The following is a 16,837-nucleotide window of genomic DNA, read 5'->3' as shown; positions in this document are numbered from 1 at the left end:
GGCCGCAGGTCGCCGCCTCCTGGGAGCGTCAGTCCCATGACCACAGACCACACACTGGCACCGGACACGTGGGCCTCCGCCCTCGACAGCACCGGGACGGAGGACGAGGCGTGGCTGCACGCCGGAGGGATCGTCCTGGGTGACGACGACGCCGTCGCCTGCGCGGCGGGCGCGGTCCGTGCGGCAGCAGGCGGCGACGGGTTGTCGATGTGGCTCATCGCCCTCGACGAGGACGGCCGGTCCACGGGCCTGGTCGTCGAGCTCGCCGGGCTCGCCGACGCTCCCCCGCCGGGTGAGGTGCTCACCGTGCTCACGCGGATGAGCCGCGCGATGGACCGGGTGAGCCCACTCGGTTCCCTCGTCGTCGCCCTCGCCTCGCCCGGCGGCGGGGACCGGGTCGCGCGCGAGGTCCGCTGGGGCGACGCCGTCGCCGACGCCGCGCGCTCCGGCGTCCTGCCCGTGCGTGCGGTCGTCGCCGTCGGTGCGCACCGGGCCCGCCTGCTGCACGCGGCGGTCCGCAGATGAGCGTCAGGCCGGCAAGCTGCCAGTTCAGCCCGCGGCGGGGCCGGGGGCCGCCTCGTCGATCGCGAGGAGCGTGTCCGCGTCGGGCTCCCACAGGCCGGCGGAGACGTTCTGCTCCACCTGCTCGGGCGAGCGCGCACCGGCGATGACGCTCGCGACACCGGGCTGGGCCGAGAGGCCACCCATGGCGAGGGTGAGGAGCGGGACGCCGGCCTGCTGAGCGACGGCCTCCAGCGCCTCGATGCGGTCGAAGTCGGCGCTCGCGAGGCGCTCGGGCCGCTGCTCGAGGCGGCTGCCCGCCGGGGCCGGCTCGCCGCGCCGGTACTTGCCGGTGAGGAGGCCGGAGGCGAGCGGCCAGTACGGCAGGATGCCGGCACCGACGTGCGCGGCCGCCGGGACCACCTCGGCCTCGATCTCGCGGGACAGCAGCGAGTAGGCGTTCTGTACCGAGATGAAGGGAGCCAGACCGCCCGTGCGCGCCGTCCAGTCCGCGTCGACGAGCTCCCAGCCGGTGACGTTCGAGCAGCCCGTGTAGAGGACCTTGCCCTCGCGCACGAGCTCGTCCAGTGCGCCGAGGGTCTCCTCCAGCGGGGTGACGGGATCGAGGCGGTGGACCTGGTAGAGGTCGATGTGGTCGGTGCGCAGGCGGCGCAGCGAGCCCTCGACGGCCCGGCGGATGTACCGGCGCGAGCCGCGCACGCCGTAGTCGTCGCCGTTGAGCCCCCGGGTGTCCATCCCGAACTTCGTCGCGACGACGACGTCCTCGCGTCGGCCCGCCAGGGCGGCGCCGAGGAGCTCCTCGCCCTGGCCCGGCTCACCGCCGTAGACGTCGGCGGTGTCGAACAGGGTGATACCGGCCTCAATGGCTGCGCTCACCACGCGCTGCACCTCGTCCGGCGGTAAGGTCGCTCCGAAACTGTTGCACCCCAGGCCGACAGCGGACACCACGAGGCCGCTGGAACCCAGCTGGCGATACGTCATCTCGGTCACACCGGGACCCTACCCGGCGAAGGTCTGCGGGACCTTCACAGGACGTTCACCACGACCGTGGAACAACTCGACACCATCGTTCGTTGGGCCCAGTAGAAGCTTTCACACCGGCGCGTCTCGCACGCGCCCGAGAGGAGACGCGTCATGGCAGATCGATCACTGCGCGGAGTCGGGATCGGCGCGAAGAGCCTCGAGAGCGAGGTGGGCGTCCAGTACGCCGAGCGTACCGAGGCCCACTACGAGTGCCCCAACGGCCACACCATCGTCCTGCCCTTCGCGGCCGAGGCCGAGATGCCCGCCCTGTGGGAGTGCCGCTGCGGCGAGGAGGCGCTCCTGCGCGACGCCACCCGCCCCGAGCCGACCAAGCCGGTCAAGAAGCCGCGTACCCACTGGGACATGCTGCTCGAGCGTCGCACCATCCCCGAGCTCGAGGAGCTGCTCACCGAGCGGCTGGAGCTGCTGCGCAGCGGTCAGCTGCGTCGGCGCAGCGCCTGACGCACGAGGCACGACGACGAGGGCCCGCAGGCACAGCCTGCGGGCCCTCTCGCGCGTCCTGGTGGCTCAGCGGCGCCGGACGAGCGCGAGCAGCTGGCGGGTGCGGTGCGACAGCCCCCACACGGTCGTGCGGACCAGCGCCTCGGTGATGATCGAGCGGCTCATCTTCGACACGCCCTCCGCCCGCTCGACGAAGCTGATCGGCACCTCGGCCACCCGCCCGCCCGCGCGGTGCACCCGCCAGGTCATGTCGACCTGGAAGCAGTAGCCCTGCGACTCGATCTCCCCCAGCGGGAGCGCCCCGAGCACGTCCGCCCGGAAGACCCGAAAACCGGCGGTGGCGTCGCGCACCGGCAGGCCCAGCGCGAGCCGGACGTAGGTGTTGGCGCCCCGCGAGAGGAGCTCGCGGTGGCGGGGCCAGTTGACGACCTCTCCCCCGGGCACCCACCGGGAGCCGATGACGAGCTCGGGCGCGTCCGGACGCTGCGCGCGGGCGAGGAGGTCGGGCAGCTGCTCGGGCCGGTGCGAGCCGTCGGCGTCCATCTCGACGACGAGCTCGTAGCCCCGCTCGAGCGCCCACTGGAAGCCGGCCACGTACGCACGTCCCAGTCCCTGCTTGCCCGGGCGGTGCAGGACGTGGACGCGGTCGTCACGGGCCGCTGCCGCGTCGGCGACCGCGCCGGTGCCGTCGGGGCTGTTGTCGTCGGCGACGAGGATGTCGGCGTCCGGGACGGCCTGCCGGGTGCGCTCCAGCGCGGCAGGGAGCGACTCACGCTCGTTGTAGGTCGGGATGATGACGAGAGTCCTCATGCGGTCCTCCTCGGACGTCGGGACCGCTGACGAACGGTGGTGGCCAGGCCCGCCGCAGCGGCGACGGCCGCGAGGGCGGCGGCGGCGAGCGTGGGCCACACGCCCAGCCGGTCGGCGACCGTCAGCGAGGTGCGTAGCGGCAGGTCGGCGACGAAGCGGTCGGCGGTGAACAGCCCCGAGGACTGGGTGACGACCCCGTTGGGCGAGATGATCCCGCTGGCCCCCACGGTGGAGATCTGAACGGTCGACCGGCCGTGCTCCACCGCGCGGAAGACCGACATCGCCAGCTGCTGGGTGGACTCCTGGGTGTAGCCGAAGGAGGCGTTGTTCGTCGGCACGACGATGAGCTCGCCTCCGGCCAGGACCGCGTCCCGCATGAGCCCGCCGTAGGCGACCTCGAAGCAGATCCCGACGGCGAGGTCGACGACGCGCTCGAGCCGCGGGCTGTCCAGCTCGATGATCCCGACCTCCTCGCCGGGGAGCATGTCGGTGGACACGAGGTCGACGGCGTCGGTCACCTTCCGCGCGAGGTCGCGCAGCGGGATGTACTCGGCGAACGGGGCGGGGTGCTGCTTGGCGTAGACGTCCACCTGCCCCTCGCCCGGCACCCAGAGGATCGCCTCGTTGTACCGGTAGTCCTCCCCGTAGCGCTGCCCGCCCACGAGGATCGGCGCGTCGACGGCGGCCGCCGCGCGGTCGACGAGGCGGCCGGCCTCTGCGTCCTCGCGCGGGTCGATGTCGGTGGAGTTCTCGGGCCACAGGACGACGTCCAGCTCACCGGGCTCGACGTCCTCGAGGAGCGCCTCGGTCCCGGTGACGTGGCGCTCGAGGACGTCCCGGCGCACCGCGAACGCGTCCAGTCCTGGCCCGGGGACGTTGCCCTGGACCGCACCGACGCGCAGCGTGCCGCTCTCGGCGCGCGTGTCGACGGGCACGACGAGGCCGACGGCGACGATCGCGGCCGCCGCGACGAGCGCCCCGCTGGCGCGTCCCACCCGCGCGCGGCGCAGGTGGCTCAGGGCGAGGGCGAGCAGCGCCCCGATGACGACGACGGCGCCGGAGACGAGCGGCTCCCCGCCGAGGGACGCCAGGCGCAGCAGCGGCCCGTTCGTCTGGGAGAAGGCGAGCTTGCCCCACGGCATGCCGCCGAAGGGCACCAGGCCGCGGGCCGCCTCGGTCGCGACCCAGAGGCACGCGACGACGACGACGCCGAGTGCCGGGTGCCGGGCCACCGGTCCCCAGCGGGCCGCCAGCACCCACCCGGCGGCGAAGACGGCGACGAAGAGCGCCTCGGCCACGCCGAGCAGCACCCACGGCACCGCACCGGCGGCCTCCTCGGCCCACCACAGGTGGATGAGGAAGAACACCGCTCCCCACACCCAGCCGTAGCAGAGCGCGCGCGGCACCGTGGCGCCGCGCAGCGCGAGGAGGAGCAGGGCGATGCCGACCGCGGCGAGGGGCCACCAGGAGCGCCCCGGGAAGGCGGCCTCGGTCGCCAGGGCCCCGAGGACGCTGAGGAGCACGGCGACGCGACGGGAGGGCAGGGGCACCAGACAAGGATAGGTGTCCGAGAGGCCGGTCCTGACCCCACCGTCGGGGCCTCGGGGGGACGGACGTGACCGACCCGCGTGTCCTTCGGACCGACGCTGCGGGGGCAGCTGTCGTTATCTACTGAACACGCGGGCCTGGCCACTGTCCGCCGCGGCGCTCGTCCCGGTCGGCGCGATGGCCACCGGTGCGGGCGGGCGGTACGAGAGACGAAACTAGCGCCCGGCGCCCACCGCATCAAGCCCACGAAACCGCAGGTCAGCGGCATGCACGCAGGTCAGCACCGGTGCTTGTCGGGCCCCGTGATCTCCCCGTGACCGGCGTGTCGCGGCGTGTCGTGGGATGTCTCACGGACCCGCGCCGGTCAGCGCGCTCGCCGTCTCAGACGCTGGACCACGCGACGACACCGCGGCGGACGAGCTCGATGGCACGCCGGGCCGTCCGGCGTCCCTCGGCGTCCGGCGCGGCGGTGGCGAGCTGGTCGAGGACGTCGAGGATCTGCTTGCACCACCGCACGAAGTCCCCGGCCCCGATCTCCGTCCCGTCCAGGACCGTGTCGAGCGGCGCGCCCTTGGCCCACGCGTGGACGATGGAGACGATCCCGGCGTCGACCGGCTCGGAGGACGGCACGCCGTGCTGGGACTCCCGCTCGGCGAGCTCGTCCGAGACCCGCACGGTCTGCCGCACGGCGTCCCCTAGCGCACCGCCGCCGGCGCCCGTGGGGGCGCTGAGGGCGTCGTTGCGGGCGCTGTAGACGACGGTGGAGACGACGGCGGCGAGCTGGGCGGCGTCGAGGCCCGCCCACAGGCCGCGGCGCAGGCACTCGGCGAGGACGAGGTCCTTCTCCGCGTACAGGCGCGCGAGCCAGCGGCCGTTGTCGGTGACGGCCATGCCGCCCTCACCGTCCGGCTCGAGGTAGCCGAGCTCGGTGAGGAGCGCGCAGACCTTGTCGAAGTCGCGGGCGATCGAGGACGTCCGGGTCTCGATGCGCTGGAGCAGGCGCTGGTGCTCGGCGTCCAGGGCCACCCACCGGTTGGCCCAGCGGGCGTGCTCCTCACGGTCGCTGCACCCGTGGCACGGGTGGGCGCGCAGCTGGCGGCGCAGCTCGTCGATCTGCTCACCGATGTCGGCGCCCGCCTGACCGGCGCGGGAGGTGACCGCGGCGGGCGGCGCCGACTGGACGGCGCTGCGCAGCCGCGCGGCGAGGTCGCGGCGCTGGCCGGCGTCCCGCAGGTTGGCGTGCTTGGGGACGGGGACGGTGGCAACGGTCGTGGCGCCGTGGGGCAGCTCGGTGCTCGTGAGCGTGCGGACGCGCGGCTCGGGGGTGAGGACCCGGAGCACCGGGGAGTCGAGGCGGTCGGCGTCCACGTCCAGGACGAGCGCCCACAGGGTGCGCCGGCCGCGGCGGTACTCGAGGACGTCGCCGCGCCGGACGGCCGCCAGGGAGGCGTGGACGGCACGCTGCGCGGCGCGCGAGCGCTCCCGCGACCGGTCCTTCTCGAGCTCGCTGATCCGCTGGCGCAGCCGCGCGTACTCGGTGAAGTCACCGAGGTGGCACGTCATCGCGGTGGCGTACCCGGCCAGCGCCTCCTCGTTGCGCCGCGCCTGCCGCGCCAGCCCGACGACGCCGCGGTCGGCCTGGAACTGGGCGAAGGAGCTCTCGAGGGTCTCGCGGGCCTGCGGGTAGGCGAGCGTCCCGAGGAGGTTGACGGCCATGTTGTACGTCGGGTGGAAGCTCGAGCGCAGCGGGTAGGTGCGGCGCGACGCGAGGCCCGCCAGCGCGGCGGGGTCGACGTCCTCGCCGTAGAGCACGATGGCGTGCCCCTCGACGTCGATGCCGCGGCGCCCGGCCCGGCCGGTCAGCTGGGTGTACTCCCCCGGCGTGAGGGCGGCGTGGGCGGTGCCGTTCCACTTGTCGAGCCGCTCGAGGACGACGGAGCGCGCCGGCATGTTGATCCCGAGCGCCAGCGTCTCGGTCGCGTAGACGACCTTGACCAGCCCCGCGGTGAAGAGCGCCTCGACGGTCTCCTTGAACACCGGCAGGAGGCCGGCGTGGTGGGCGGCGACCCCGCGCTGCAGGGCCTGGGACCACGCGTGGTAGCCGACGACGGCGAGGTCCTCCGGCGGCAGCGCCGCGCACCGCTCCTCGATGACCTGGGCGATGGCGCGGGCCTCGGCGGCGTTCGTCAGACGCACACGCGAGCGCAGCGTCTGCTCGACGGCGGCCTCGCAGCCCGCGCGGGAGAAGACGAAGACGATGGCGGGCAGCAGCCCGGCCTCGTCGAGGCGCTCGACGACGACCGGCCGGGGCGCGGGGCGCACGTGGCCGATCCGCGCGGGCGGGCGGGCCCGGCCGCCCCGCGGGTCGCGGCGGCGCCCGGGCGGCGCGGAGCCGGTGCGGGCGGCTCGCCGCACCGCCTCGGCGAGGTCGGGGTTGATGGGCGGGTTGGGCCCGGGGTCGGTGGGGTCCACCCGGGCGCTGTAGAGGTCGAGGACACGGTCGCGCACCATGACGTGCTGCCACAGCGGGACCGGCCGGTGCTCGGAGACGACGACGGCGGTGTCCCCGCGGACCATGGTGAGCCAGTCGCCGAACTCCTCGGCGTTGGAGACCGTGGCCGAGAGGGAGACGAGGAGGACGTCGTCGGCGAGGTGGAGGATGACCTCCTCCCACACCGGCCCGCGGAAGCGGTCGGCGAGGTAGTGGACCTCGTCCATGACGACGTAGCCGAGGTCCGCGAGGGTCGGCGAGCCCGCGTAGAGCATGTTGCGCAGCACCTCGGTGGTCATGACGACGACGTCCGCCTCGCCGTTGATCGTCGTGTCACCGGTGAGGAGACCGACCCGGCTCTCGCCGTGCGCGGCGACGAGGTCGAGGTACTTCTGGTTGCTCAGCGCCTTGATGGGCGTGGTGTAGAAGGTCTTGCGCCCGGTCCGCAGCCCGAGGTGGACGGCGAACTCCCCCACGACGGTCTTGCCCGCACCCGTAGGCGCGGCGACGAGGACGCTGCGCCCCTCCTCGAGCTGCTCGCAGGCCTCCCGTTGGAAGTCGTCGAGCTGGAAGCCGATCCCGGCGGCGAACGCGGCGAGCTCGCTGCGCTCGGCACGGGCTCGGCGGCGCGCGGCGGCGTAGCGCTCGGCGGGGCTCGGCTCGGTGGAGGTGTCCGTCCCCTCGACCGCAGTCTCGGGCCGGCGCTTGCGTCGTGGGCTCACGCCTCGACTCTAGGCGCCAGCACCGACAGTGCACGCGGGTGGACGTCGCACTGGAGGGGCAGCGCGGTGAGCGGCTCGCCGTCGACGATCGCCACCGGCGGGTTGGCCCCCAGCGCGGTGAAGGGCTCGATGCGCACGCTGCGCGCCCGCCGCACCCTCACCGCGGGGTGGTCGACGTGCCGCCCCGAGAACAGGAGCGGGAAGAGGCGCACGACGGCGGGACGCGAGAGCCCGCTCGCGGTGACGAGGTCGAGCAGGCCGTCGTCGGGCACCGCTCCGGGCGCCACCTTCATCCCGCCGCCGAAGAGCGGGGTGTTGGAGACCGTGACGAGCGTGGCCTCCTGCTCCCACGTCTCGCCGTCGGCGGTGATCCGGAAGCCGTAGGGGCGGAAGGCCGAGAGCTCGGAGAAGATCGCCCGGACGTAGCGACCGCCGTCGCGGGGCCAGCGCAGACGGGAGGCGTGGTGGGCGACGGCGGCGTCCAGGCCCGCGCACAGCGAGCTCACGTACCAGCGGCTCGTCGGCTGGCCGGGGGTGCTGACGGCGACGGCGTCGACCTGCCTCGCGCCGTCGTCGTCGGTGAGGGCGCGGCGCAGGACGGCGAGGGCGGCGGGCACGTCGTGGACCGGGAGGCCGAGCGCCCCGGCGATGTCGTTGCCGCTGCCGACGGCGACGATCCCGAGCGGCACGCCCGTCCCGGCGAGGACGTTCGCGCCGAGGTTGACCATCCCGTCCCCGCCGACGACGACGACGGCGTCCAGCCCGTCGGCGAGGGCTGCGCGGGCGCGGGACAGGGCGTCGGCGTAGTCGCGGCCGGTGAGGTCGAGGGGCTCGTGGCCGGCCTCGCCCAGCCCGGCGAGGACCTCCTCCCGCGACCGGGCGGCCCGGCCGCGTCCTGCCGTGGGGTTGGTGACGACGCCGATGCGCCGGCTCACGAGTCCGGCTCGAGGAGCTCGGCCTCGTGGGCTGCCTGCCGGCGCGCGGCGCGGCGGTCGTGGAGCGCGGCGATGCCGACGGCCCCGAAGTACAGGGCGCACATGGGCACGGCCAGCGCGATCATCGTCCACGGGTCCGGGGTGGGGCTGGCGATGCCGGCGAAGACGAAGACGAGGAGCACCGCCCAGCGCCACCCGGCGAGGAGCGCGCGCGCCGACACGAGCCCGATCGCGTTGAGGAGCACCATGACGAGCGGGACGAGGAAGGCGATGGCGAAGGCGAGGACCACCCGCATGACGAAGCGGACGTAGTCCGTCGCGGGCATGTAGTTGAGCGCGCCCTCGGGGGTGAACTGGGTGAGGACCTTGATCGCGTTCGGCAGGACGAGCCACGCGAGCGCGGCGCCGCCGAGGAAGAGCGGCACCCCGGCGACGACGAACAGGAGGCTGCGGCGCTTCTCGCTGCGGGTGAGGCCGGGGGCGATGTAGGCCCACACCTGGTAGAGCCACCACGGGCTGGCGAGGAACGTCGCCACCCACAGCGAGACCCGGACCTGCATGTCGAAGGCGGCGGCCGGGGTGGTGAAGGTGAGTGCCGCGTTGAGCCCGGCGTCGTCGACGGCGAGGACGGGGGCCTGGATGGCGTCGAAGACGGGTTCGTAGAGGAACCAGCCCACGACGGTCATGACGGCGATCCCCGCGAGGGCGAGCAGCACGCGGCGACGCAGCTCGCGCAGGTGCTCGACGAGCCGCATGCGGCCCTCGGGGTTGCGGGCGCGCCCCGTCCTCAGCGCCACGGAGTCCTCGTCCTGCGGCGGGTGCTAGCGGCCCGTCCCACCCGGTGGCGTGGTGCCGGGGTCGTCCGCGGAGGGCGGCGCCGTCGTCGGGTTGGGCGTGGTGCTCGGGGAGGTCGGGCCACCGGACACGGGGCCGGAGGGCGGCGGCGTGGAGTCGTCCTCACGCAGCTCGGTGACCTCCTTCTTGAAGATCTTGAGGGACTTGCCGATGCTGCTCGCCACGTCCGGGAGCCGCTTCGCGCCGAACAGGATGACGATGATGAGGACGATGATGAGGATCTGCCACATTGAGGGGGGTCGCATGACGTGCCTTCGCGTCGGGTCCGGGGACTTCGAGTCTACGCCGCGGCCTCAGCGCAGCCCGACCCGGCGCCACCGGGTCATGGCCTGCGTCGCCCGGTCGGCACGCCGCTCGCGGCGGGCGCGCAGGTTGGCCTGCCGGCGGTGGCGGGCCTCGGCGACCTCGGCGGGCGGGACGAGGTAGGCCGGGACGATCGGCGCGGGCGGCTCGGTGCCGGTCACCGCCGCGAGCCGCTCGCTCAGCTGCTCGAGGCCGCGCAGCTCGGTGAGCAGCGTCTTGCCGCGGCGCCACAGGCCCAGGCCGATGACGGCGTACAGGGCCAGCGCCGCGAGCACGAGGACGAGCCAGAGCCACCAGGTCATGAGCCCGAGGATATGTCGTCGTAGGCGGCCAGGGCGTCCGCCGCGTGGCGCGCGACCGCCGCGGCGAGCTCGGGAGGGGCGACGGCGCGCACCTCGGCACCGAGCCCGAGGACGACGTTCGCCAGCCACGCCGGGTCCGCCACCCGCAGGCGCACCCGCATCCCGCCGTCGGGCAGGTCCTCGTGGTCGACGACGGGCACCCGCTCGGCCAGCCAGCGCGCGCGGGGGGCGAGCTCGAGCTCGGCGAGGAGGTCGTCGTCGTCGAGCTCGGGCTCGGTGCTGCGGCCGGTGGCCTCCGGGGCGTGGACGGCAGGGGTCTCGAGGACCTCCGCGGCGAGCACCCGGTCGAGGCGGAAGTGCCGCAGCCCGTCGACCCGGTGGCACCAGGCACGCAGGTACCAGCGGCTCCCGTCCCAGACGAGCTCGAGGGGGTCGACGTCGCGCTCGGTGACGACGTCGGACGCCGAGACGTAACGGAGGTGGAGCCGGCGGCCGGCCGCGAGGGCCTGGCGGACCGGGGCCAGGGCGGCGGTCGCGTCGCTCACGTGGACGTCGACGGCCTGGGCGGCGCGGGCGGCCTCCCCCGCCGCGGCGGTGAGCTTGGCGGTGGTGCTGCGCAGGACGTCGTCGTCGATGCCGCCGTCGGCGCTCAGCGCCTCCAGGGGCTTGAGCGCGACGAGCAGAGCCAGCGCCTCGTGGGCGCCGAGGCGCAGCGGGCGGTCCATGCCGCGCGGGTTGGTCAGCGTGAGGACCTGCCGGTCGTACTCGTCGGCGGCAAAGTCGATGAGGTCGTCGGGCAGGTAGCCGGGCGTGCCGGTCACCCACAGGAGGTTGACGTCGGCGAGGACCTGGCGCTCGCTCACCGCGAAGTGGGCGGCGACGTCGGCGACGGGCACCCCGGGGTTCTCCCCGAGGTAGGCGATGAGGGCGAGCAGACGCGTGAGGCGCTCCCCGGTGGTCTCAGGCACGGGCGGCCTCCCCCAGGGCGGCAACGGCGCGCAGACGCGCGAGGACCGCCTCGCGCAGGGCGGGCGGCTCGAGGACCAGGACGGCGGGCCCGTAGGCGGCGATCTCGGCGGCGAGGGAGAAGTCGTCGTCGGTCTCCACGACGACGACGTCGCGTCCGTCGCGCTCGCCGCGCTCCTCGACGGCGCGGGCACGCAGCGCGGCGCCACGCTCGGGCAGGACGGCGAGGACGGCACGCGCGCCGCCGCTGCCGGCGAGGATCGCCTGGGCGTCGTGCTCGGGGACCTCGAAGGCGCCGGCCGGTCCGGTGGCCCTGACGGCGCCGACGACGCGGGAGAGGCGGAAGACGCGGGGGGCGTCACGGTCGAGGTCGTGGCCGATGAGGTACCAGCCGCGGTCGCGGCTCACCAGGCGCCACGGCTGGACGCGGCGGGTGGTCTCCTCGCCGGTCGAGGCGGCCCGGTAGGTGAAGGAGACGGCCTGCCGGGCGCCGATCGCGTCCAGGAGCGGTCCGAGGGCCGTCTCGGCGGGCTGCACGCGCAGCGCGACGCCGATGTGGGAGTCGGGGTCCGCGCCGGCGGCGACGGCGCGCAGCTTGGTGAGGCCGCGGTGGGCGGAGCCGTGGAGGTGGGCGTCCTGCCAGACCGTCGCGGCCAGGGACAGCACGCCGATCTCCGCGGCGGTGAAGGTGACCTCGGGCAGCGAGTAGCCGGCCGTGTCGAGGCGGTAGCCGACGGCGTCCTCGTGGACGGGGTCGACGTCGGTGACGATCGGGACGCCGAGGTGGCGCAGGAGGTCCTTGTCGCGCTCGAACATCCGCTCGAAGGCGACGTCGTTCGTCGCGTCGAGGTAGCCGTTGACGGACGCGCGGATGTCGGCCTTGGTCAGCCGGCCCGGGGCGTGCCGGAGCGCGATGAGGAGGTCGAGCAGCCGCTCGGCCGGGTCCACGCGAGTCACGGTGCCCACCGTACTTGCTGCCACGCCGCTTCCCCGGCACGCGCCCCGCGCGCGCCTCTCCCCCCAGCGCCCCCTCCCCCTGTCGCCCCCTCCCCCTGTCGCCGAGCGCTGAGTTGTTCCTCCGCGCCCCCGACGTCCGCCGCCGCGCGCCCGATCCCCAGCGCCCCGTCCCCCAGCGCCCCCCTCCAGTCGCCGAGCGCTGACGTGTTCCTCAGCGGTCCCGGCGTCCGCGGCCCGGCGACGGTAGCGTGCACGGGTGATCTCCTGGCGTGACGGTGTGGTGAGGGCGGTGCGCGGCTCGTGGGCCGGCGCCGTCGAGCTCGAGGTGGACCTCGACCGGCCGGCCGGGGACCGCACCTCCGTGCGCGCCCTCGCCTACACCGGCCTGGTCGGTGAGCCCGAGGTCGGGGACCGCGTGACGCTCACCGTCTCCGCGCTCGTCCGCGGGCTCGGCACCGGCGGTTACGCGATGGTCGTCGCCATCCCCGACCGCCTGCCCGCCGACCCGCCGCCCGGGCCCGGCCACGTCGTCAAGGCCCGCTACACGCCGCTGCAGCCGATGCTCCTCGGGGTGGACGAGCAGGAGTCGCCCTGGCACGAGCAGATGCGCGAGGCCGACGACCTGGGCGGGCTCGCCGTCGTCGTCGCCGACCTGCACTCCGCCCTGCCCGCCGTCCTCGCGGGGGTACGGGCCGCCGGGGCCGGGCGCCGGGTCGCCTACGTGATGACCGACGGTGGGGCGCTGCCGCTGGCCTTCTCCCGCTCCGTCGCGCAGCTGCGCGACGCGGGCTGGCTGACCTCGACGATCACGGCCGGGCAGGCCTTCGGCGGGGACCTCGAGGCCGTCAACGTCCACACCGCGCTGCTCGCTGCACGGCACGTCGTGGGCGCCGACGTCGTCGTCGTCACCCAGGGGCCGGGCAACCTCGGGACCGGGACGCGGTGGGGCTTCTCCGGCGTCGCGGCCGGCGAGGCCGTCAACGCGGCGGCGGTCCTGGGCGGTCGCCCGGTGGCGGCGCTCCGCGTGTCCGAGGCCGACCCGCGCGACCGGCACCGTGGCGTCTCCCACCACTCGACCACCGCCTACGGGCGGGTGGCGCTGCGCCCGGCCGACGTCGTCGTGCCCGTCGCCGACGGCGAGCTGTGGTCGCGGGTGCGCGAGCAGGCGGCCACCCTGTGCGAGCCGGTCGGCCTCCACCGGCTCGTCGAGGTGCCGGTGGCGGGGCTGCGAGAGGCGCTCGAGGACTCCCCCGTGCGCCTGTCGACGATGGGCCGCGGGCTCGACCAGGACGAGGCCGCCTTCATCGCCTCCGCCGCGGCCGGTGCCCACGCCGCGACGCTCACCGCCTGACCGCCCCCGCCGGCGACACCTGGCCGCGGGCGCGCGGGACCGGTCAGCCGGGCTGGTCGGACTCGTGGAGCTGGACGAGCGCGGCAAGGCGGCCGACCTCGCGGCGCGCGTACTCGCCGTCGGCCGACTGGATCGCCATGACCGGCAGCGTCGTGCCGTCGGACAGGTCGAGCTGCGCCCAGGCGCTGTTCACCCCGAAGCGCACCTCCACGACCTGCTCCCACTCCAGGCGGCGGACCTTGATGAAGTTGCGGACGGTGAGGCCGTCGTCGTCGGGCACGGCGCGGACGGCCGCCTGCCGGAAGCACAACCACGCGAGCACGACGGCGGTGGCGAGGGTCCCGACGACGTCGGCCCACGACATGTCGAGGTCGTTGGCGGCCATGACCGCGAAGAGCGCGGGCGGCCCGAGCACGGTGAGGACGAACAGGACCGAGGCCACCCACCGCGCCGCCCGCGGGCGGAACGGACGGAGCAGCTCGGCCGAGAGGTTCACAGCCGAGACGCGTGGATGGACGTGACGATGATCGCCCGCGCCCCGACCTCGTACAGCTCGTCCATCACGCGGTTGGCCTCCTCGCGCAGCACCATGGCGCGGACCGCGCGCCAGTTGCCGTCGTGCAGCGGGGAGACGGTGGGCGACTCGAGACCGGGGGTGACCGCGACGGCCTTCTCCACGTGCTCGACCGGCACGTCGTAGTCCATGAGGACGTAGCGGCGCGCGACGAGGACGCCCTGCAGGCGGCGGTCGAGGACGGCGACGGCGGCGTCGGCGGGACGGCTCGCGGGACGGATGAGCACGGCCTCGGACTGGAGGATCGGGTCGCCGAAGACCTCGAGCCCGGCCGCGCGCAGCGTGGAGCCGGTCTCGACGACGTCCGCGACGGCGTCGGCGATGCCGAGCTGGACCGAGGACTCCACGGCGCCGTCGAGGTGGACGACGCTCGCCTCGATGCCGCGCTCGGCGAGGTAGTTGCCCACGAGGACGTCGTAGCTCGTCGCCACCCGCGCGCCCGCGAGCTCCTCGACGGAGCGGATGGTGCCGGCGGGCGCCGCGAAGCGGAACGTGGAGCGGGCGAAGCCGAGCGGCCGGTGCTCGACGGCGGAGGTGCCGGAGTCGAGGAGGAGGTCGCGGCCGGTGATGCCGACGTCCACGGTGCCGGTGCCGACGTAGACGGCGATGTCGCGGGGACGGAGGAAGAAGAACTCGACCCCGTTGGCGGGGTCGGGCAGGACGAGCTCGCGGTCACGGCGGCGGCGGTAGCCGGCCTCCGCGAGCATCTGGGTGGCGGGCTCGGACAGCGAGCCCTTGTTCGGGACGGCGATGCGCAGCACGGGGATATGTCTCCGGGTCGGGTCGGTCAGAGCTTGCGGTAGACGTCCTCGAGGCTGATGCCGCGAGCGACCATCATGACCTGGACGTGGTAGAGCAGCTGGGAGATCTCCAGGGCGGTGGCGTCCTCGCCCTCGTACTCGGCTGCCATCCACACCTCGGCCGCCTCCTCGACGATCTTCTTGCCGATCGCATGGACGCCGGCGTCCAGCTGGGCGACGGTCCCGGAGTTCTCGGGCCGCGTGTCCGCCTTGTGCTTGAGCTCGGCATACAGGTCGTCGAAGGTCTTCACGCCCCTCAGGATAGGCCCCCGCCGCGGCGCACCCGGGACGGCGTCCACGCTCAGCCGAGCGTCCGGACGGCGTCCGCGGCGTCGACGTCGCCCTCGAGCAGGCCCTGCTCGGCCATGAAGGTGACCATCGCCTCCCAGCGCGCGGGGTCGCTCGTGCCGGTGGCGCTGCCGTACAGCGGGACGGTCGCCTCGACGGTGGCGATCGCGGCCTCGCGCGCGGCCGGGTCGGCCAGGCCGGGGACGTGCTCGGCAGCGACCTCGACGGCGCCGGCCGGGTCCTCGACGACGTCCCTCACCCCGCGCATGGTGGCCTCGACGACGGCGGCCGTCGCGGCGTCGTCGGCAATGTCCTCGTGGGCGCCGATACCGATGCCGACGAGCGGGACGTCACCGAGCGGGATCGTGCGCACGTCCACGCCCGCCTGCGCGAACCGGACGGCGTCGTTGTTGGCGAAGCCCATGACGGCGTCGACGTGGCCGGCGCTGAGCGCGGCCTGCTGGGTGTAGCCGATGGACTCGACGGTGACGTCCTCCTCGCTCAGGCCGGCGTCGCTGAGGAGGGCGAGGAGACCGAAGTACGTCTCACCGAAGGGGCCGGGGATGCCGACGGAGTGGCCGGCGAGGTCCGCGGCGGTGGTGATGTCGGAGTCGGCGGGCACGATGAGGACGACGGGGTACTCCTCGTAGAGCGTCGCGACGTTGACCACCGGGACGCCGGCCGAGCGCGCCTGGAGCATCTCGTCCCCGCCGGCGACGACGAGGTCCTCCTCCCCCGCCTCGAGCGCGCCGAGGAGCGACTCGGAGGCGCCGTGGTGGCGCAGGGTGACGTCGACGCCCGCGTCCTCGTAGTAGCCGCGCGCCTCGGCGACGTAGAAGGGCGCGAACTGGACGTCGGGCGTGTAGGTGAGGCCGATGACGAGCTCGTCGGAGCCGGTGGTGGGCGCCTCGGGCGTCGGCGGCTCGGCGCAGGCGGCGAGGGCCAGGGTCGCGGCGGTGAGGGCGAGGGCGGTGCGGCGGCGGGTCACGAGGTGCTCCTGAGGGCGGGGCGGGCGGCACGGCGGGAGCCGAACCGGGTGCGGACGGTGGGGCGGTCGTCGACGGCGAGGCGCTCGACGACGCGCAGGGCGGCGTACATGACGACGGCGAGGAGGGCGAGGACGGCGAGGGTCGCGAAGAGGCCGGTGGTGTCGGCGGAGTTCGCCTGGACCGACAGGACCATGCCCAGGCCGCGGCCACCCATGACGAACTCCCCGACGACGGCGCCGGTCACCGAGAGGGTGAAGCCGTTGCGCAGGCCGGTGAGCAGGCTGGGCAGGGACATCGGGACCTCGATGTGGCGCAGCATCGACCAGCCGTGGGCGCCGTCGAGGCGGGCGGCGTCGACGACCTCGAGGTCCAGGGTGCGCAGGCCGAGGATCGTCGCGAGGAGGATCGGGAAGAAGACGAGCAGGGCGCAGAGCAGGACGATCGGCAGCAGCCCGTACCCGACCCAGATGACGAGGAGCGGGGCGAGGGCGACCGCGGGCAGGGCCTGCGAGGCCGCGACGTAGGGCTGCAGACCGGCGGCGGCCCACCGGTTGCGGGCGATGAGGTAGCCGAGCGGGAAGGCGACGGCGGCACCGAGGACGCTGCCGAGCAGCGCCTCCACGAAGGTGATCCACGTGTAGGCGAGGAGCTGGCCCGCGGTGAGCTCGGTCCACAACCGCGCGGCGACGGCGCTGGGTGCGGGGAGGAAGAACGGGGAGACCACCCCGGCGCGGGTGACCGCCTCCCACACGAGGAGGACGAGGACGCCGAGGACGAGCGGCGTGAGCCACACGACGCGGCGGGCGCGGCGGTGGGCCGCGAGCGTGCGCGCGAGCGGTGCCTGCTCCATGTCGTCCCTCCCGGTTCACTGACGGTGTGATCCGGGGTCGACGAACGCGCGAGCGTCCGCGGCGCCTCGCCGACGGGTCGGCAAAGACG

18 protein-coding genes are annotated in these 16,837 nt (G+C 74.7%); 3 read left to right on the top strand and 15 right to left on the bottom strand.

Annotated features, from left to right (window positions below; translation table 11 throughout):
• Window positions 1-36: 36 nt before the first annotated feature.
• On the top strand, window positions 37-525 hold the full coding sequence (locus H9624_RS08765) for a hypothetical protein (RefSeq protein WP_251839507.1): 489 nt from the start codon (window positions 37-39) through the stop codon (window positions 523-525).
• 24 nt (window positions 526-549) lie between these two features.
• On the opposite strand, the gene H9624_RS08760 is transcribed toward H9624_RS08765, so the two are convergent.
• Window positions 550-1,503 (bottom strand): aldo/keto reductase, encoded by a 954-nt coding sequence (locus H9624_RS08760; protein WP_251839549.1) that lies wholly within the window; start codon window positions 1,501-1,503, stop codon window positions 550-552.
• A gap of 153 nt (window positions 1,504-1,656) precedes the next feature.
• On the opposite strand from H9624_RS08760, the gene H9624_RS08755 reads away from it, so the two are divergent.
• The gene (locus H9624_RS08755) at window positions 1,657-2,007 is read left to right on the top strand and encodes an RNA polymerase-binding protein RbpA (protein ID WP_251839506.1); all 351 of its coding nucleotides are present in this window, start codon (window positions 1,657-1,659) and stop codon (window positions 2,005-2,007) included.
• 66 nt (window positions 2,008-2,073) lie between these two features.
• Here H9624_RS08755 and H9624_RS08750 read toward each other — a convergent pair whose 3' ends face one another.
• From H9624_RS08750 to H9624_RS08710, 9 genes are all read right to left on the bottom strand, one after another.
• On the bottom strand, window positions 2,074-2,817 hold the full coding sequence (locus H9624_RS08750) for a polyprenol monophosphomannose synthase (protein ID WP_251839505.1): 744 nt from the start codon (window positions 2,815-2,817) through the stop codon (window positions 2,074-2,076).
• Window positions 2,814-4,367, bottom strand: coding sequence for an apolipoprotein N-acyltransferase (lnt, locus tag H9624_RS08745; protein WP_251839504.1), 1,554 nt, complete (start codon window positions 4,365-4,367; stop codon window positions 2,814-2,816). Before lnt ends, H9624_RS08750 begins: the two co-directional genes overlap by 4 nt.
• Window positions 4,368-4,746: 379 nt before the next feature.
• Complete coding sequence (locus tag H9624_RS08740; RefSeq protein WP_251839503.1) at window positions 4,747-7,578, bottom strand: DEAD/DEAH box helicase; 2,832 nt, start codon at window positions 7,576-7,578, stop codon at window positions 4,747-4,749.
• Window positions 7,575-8,513, bottom strand: a complete 939-nt coding sequence (locus tag H9624_RS16880) for a diacylglycerol/lipid kinase family protein (RefSeq protein WP_251839502.1) — start codon at window positions 8,511-8,513, stop codon at window positions 7,575-7,577. The genes H9624_RS08740 and H9624_RS16880 overlap by 4 nt, the downstream gene beginning before the upstream one ends.
• Complete coding sequence (tatC, locus tag H9624_RS08730) at window positions 8,510-9,310, bottom strand: twin-arginine translocase subunit TatC (protein WP_251839501.1); 801 nt, start codon at window positions 9,308-9,310, stop codon at window positions 8,510-8,512. Before tatC ends, H9624_RS16880 begins: the two co-directional genes overlap by 4 nt.
• Before the next feature lie 24 nt (window positions 9,311-9,334).
• Entirely contained in the window at window positions 9,335-9,613 is a 279-nt protein-coding gene (gene tatA / locus H9624_RS08725) for a twin-arginine translocase TatA/TatE family subunit (RefSeq protein WP_251839500.1), read from the bottom strand.
• A gap of 48 nt (window positions 9,614-9,661) precedes the next feature.
• Window positions 9,662-9,973 (bottom strand): hypothetical protein, encoded by a 312-nt coding sequence (locus H9624_RS08720; protein WP_251839499.1) that lies wholly within the window; start codon window positions 9,971-9,973, stop codon window positions 9,662-9,664.
• Complete coding sequence (locus H9624_RS08715; RefSeq protein ID WP_251839498.1) at window positions 9,970-10,941, bottom strand: helix-turn-helix transcriptional regulator; 972 nt, start codon at window positions 10,939-10,941, stop codon at window positions 9,970-9,972. The genes H9624_RS08720 and H9624_RS08715 overlap by 4 nt, the downstream gene beginning before the upstream one ends.
• Window positions 10,934-11,896, bottom strand: a complete 963-nt coding sequence (locus H9624_RS08710) for a helix-turn-helix transcriptional regulator (protein WP_251839497.1) — start codon at window positions 11,894-11,896, stop codon at window positions 10,934-10,936. The genes H9624_RS08715 and H9624_RS08710 overlap by 8 nt, the downstream gene beginning before the upstream one ends.
• 256 nt (window positions 11,897-12,152) lie before the next feature.
• Here H9624_RS08710 and H9624_RS08705 point away from each other — a divergent pair, with 256 nt between their 5' ends.
• The gene (locus tag H9624_RS08705) at window positions 12,153-13,247 is read left to right on the top strand and encodes a DUF3866 family protein (protein WP_251839496.1); all 1,095 of its coding nucleotides are present in this window, start codon (window positions 12,153-12,155) and stop codon (window positions 13,245-13,247) included.
• Window positions 13,248-13,290: 43 nt separating this feature from the next.
• Here H9624_RS08705 and H9624_RS08700 read toward each other — a convergent pair whose 3' ends face one another.
• The 5 genes from H9624_RS08700 to H9624_RS16505 are packed head-to-tail and all read right to left on the bottom strand — an operon-like array spanning window position 13,291 to window position 16,748.
• Window positions 13,291-13,743 carry a PH domain-containing protein gene (locus H9624_RS08700; RefSeq protein WP_251839495.1) on the bottom strand — a complete coding sequence of 151 codons (453 nt, stop codon included), beginning with the start codon at window positions 13,741-13,743 and terminating at the stop codon, window positions 13,291-13,293.
• A complete protein-coding gene (hisG, locus tag H9624_RS08695; RefSeq protein WP_251839494.1) occupies window positions 13,740-14,582 on the bottom strand; it encodes an ATP phosphoribosyltransferase in 843 nt (280 codons plus the stop codon). The genes H9624_RS08700 and hisG overlap by 4 nt, the downstream gene beginning before the upstream one ends.
• A 26-nt stretch (window positions 14,583-14,608) precedes the next feature.
• The gene (locus H9624_RS08690; protein ID WP_251303076.1) at window positions 14,609-14,872 is read right to left on the bottom strand and encodes a phosphoribosyl-ATP diphosphatase; all 264 of its coding nucleotides are present in this window, start codon (window positions 14,870-14,872) and stop codon (window positions 14,609-14,611) included.
• A 50-nt stretch (window positions 14,873-14,922) separates the two neighbouring features.
• Window positions 14,923-15,897: an ABC transporter substrate-binding protein gene (locus tag H9624_RS08685; RefSeq protein WP_251839493.1), complete on the bottom strand. Its 975-nt coding sequence runs from the start codon at window positions 15,895-15,897 to the stop codon at window positions 14,923-14,925.
• The gene (locus tag H9624_RS16505) at window positions 15,894-16,748 is read right to left on the bottom strand and encodes an ABC transporter permease (protein WP_286010973.1); all 855 of its coding nucleotides are present in this window, start codon (window positions 16,746-16,748) and stop codon (window positions 15,894-15,896) included. The genes H9624_RS08685 and H9624_RS16505 overlap by 4 nt, the downstream gene beginning before the upstream one ends.
• Window positions 16,749-16,837: the final 89 nt, after the last annotated feature.

The organism is Oceanitalea stevensii (assembly GCF_014837105.1).
Lineage (GTDB): Bacteria > Actinomycetota > Actinomycetes > Actinomycetales > Actinomycetaceae > Oceanitalea > Oceanitalea stevensii.
Note: the sequence above shows the minus strand (reverse complement) of the source record. Positions and strands in the feature narration are given on the sequence as shown.

Coding starts and splice junctions, on each gene's coding strand:
- H9624_RS08765 (WP_251839507.1), top strand. CDS start 37: ATGACCACAGACCACACACTGGCACCGGACACGTGGGCCTCCGCCCTC.
- H9624_RS08760 (WP_251839549.1), bottom strand. CDS start 1,503: ATGACGTATCGCCAGCTGGGTTCCAGCGGCCTCGTGGTGTCCGCTGTC.
- H9624_RS08755 (WP_251839506.1), top strand. CDS start 1,657: ATGGCAGATCGATCACTGCGCGGAGTCGGGATCGGCGCGAAGAGCCTC.
- H9624_RS08750 (WP_251839505.1), bottom strand. CDS start 2,817: ATGAGGACTCTCGTCATCATCCCGACCTACAACGAGCGTGAGTCGCTC.
- tatA (WP_251839500.1), bottom strand. CDS start 9,613: ATGCGACCCCCCTCAATGTGGCAGATCCTCATCATCGTCCTCATCATC.
- H9624_RS08720 (WP_251839499.1), bottom strand. CDS start 9,973: ATGACCTGGTGGCTCTGGCTCGTCCTCGTGCTCGCGGCGCTGGCCCTG.
- H9624_RS16505 (WP_286010973.1), bottom strand. CDS start 16,748: ATGGAGCAGGCACCGCTCGCGCGCACGCTCGCGGCCCACCGCCGCGCC.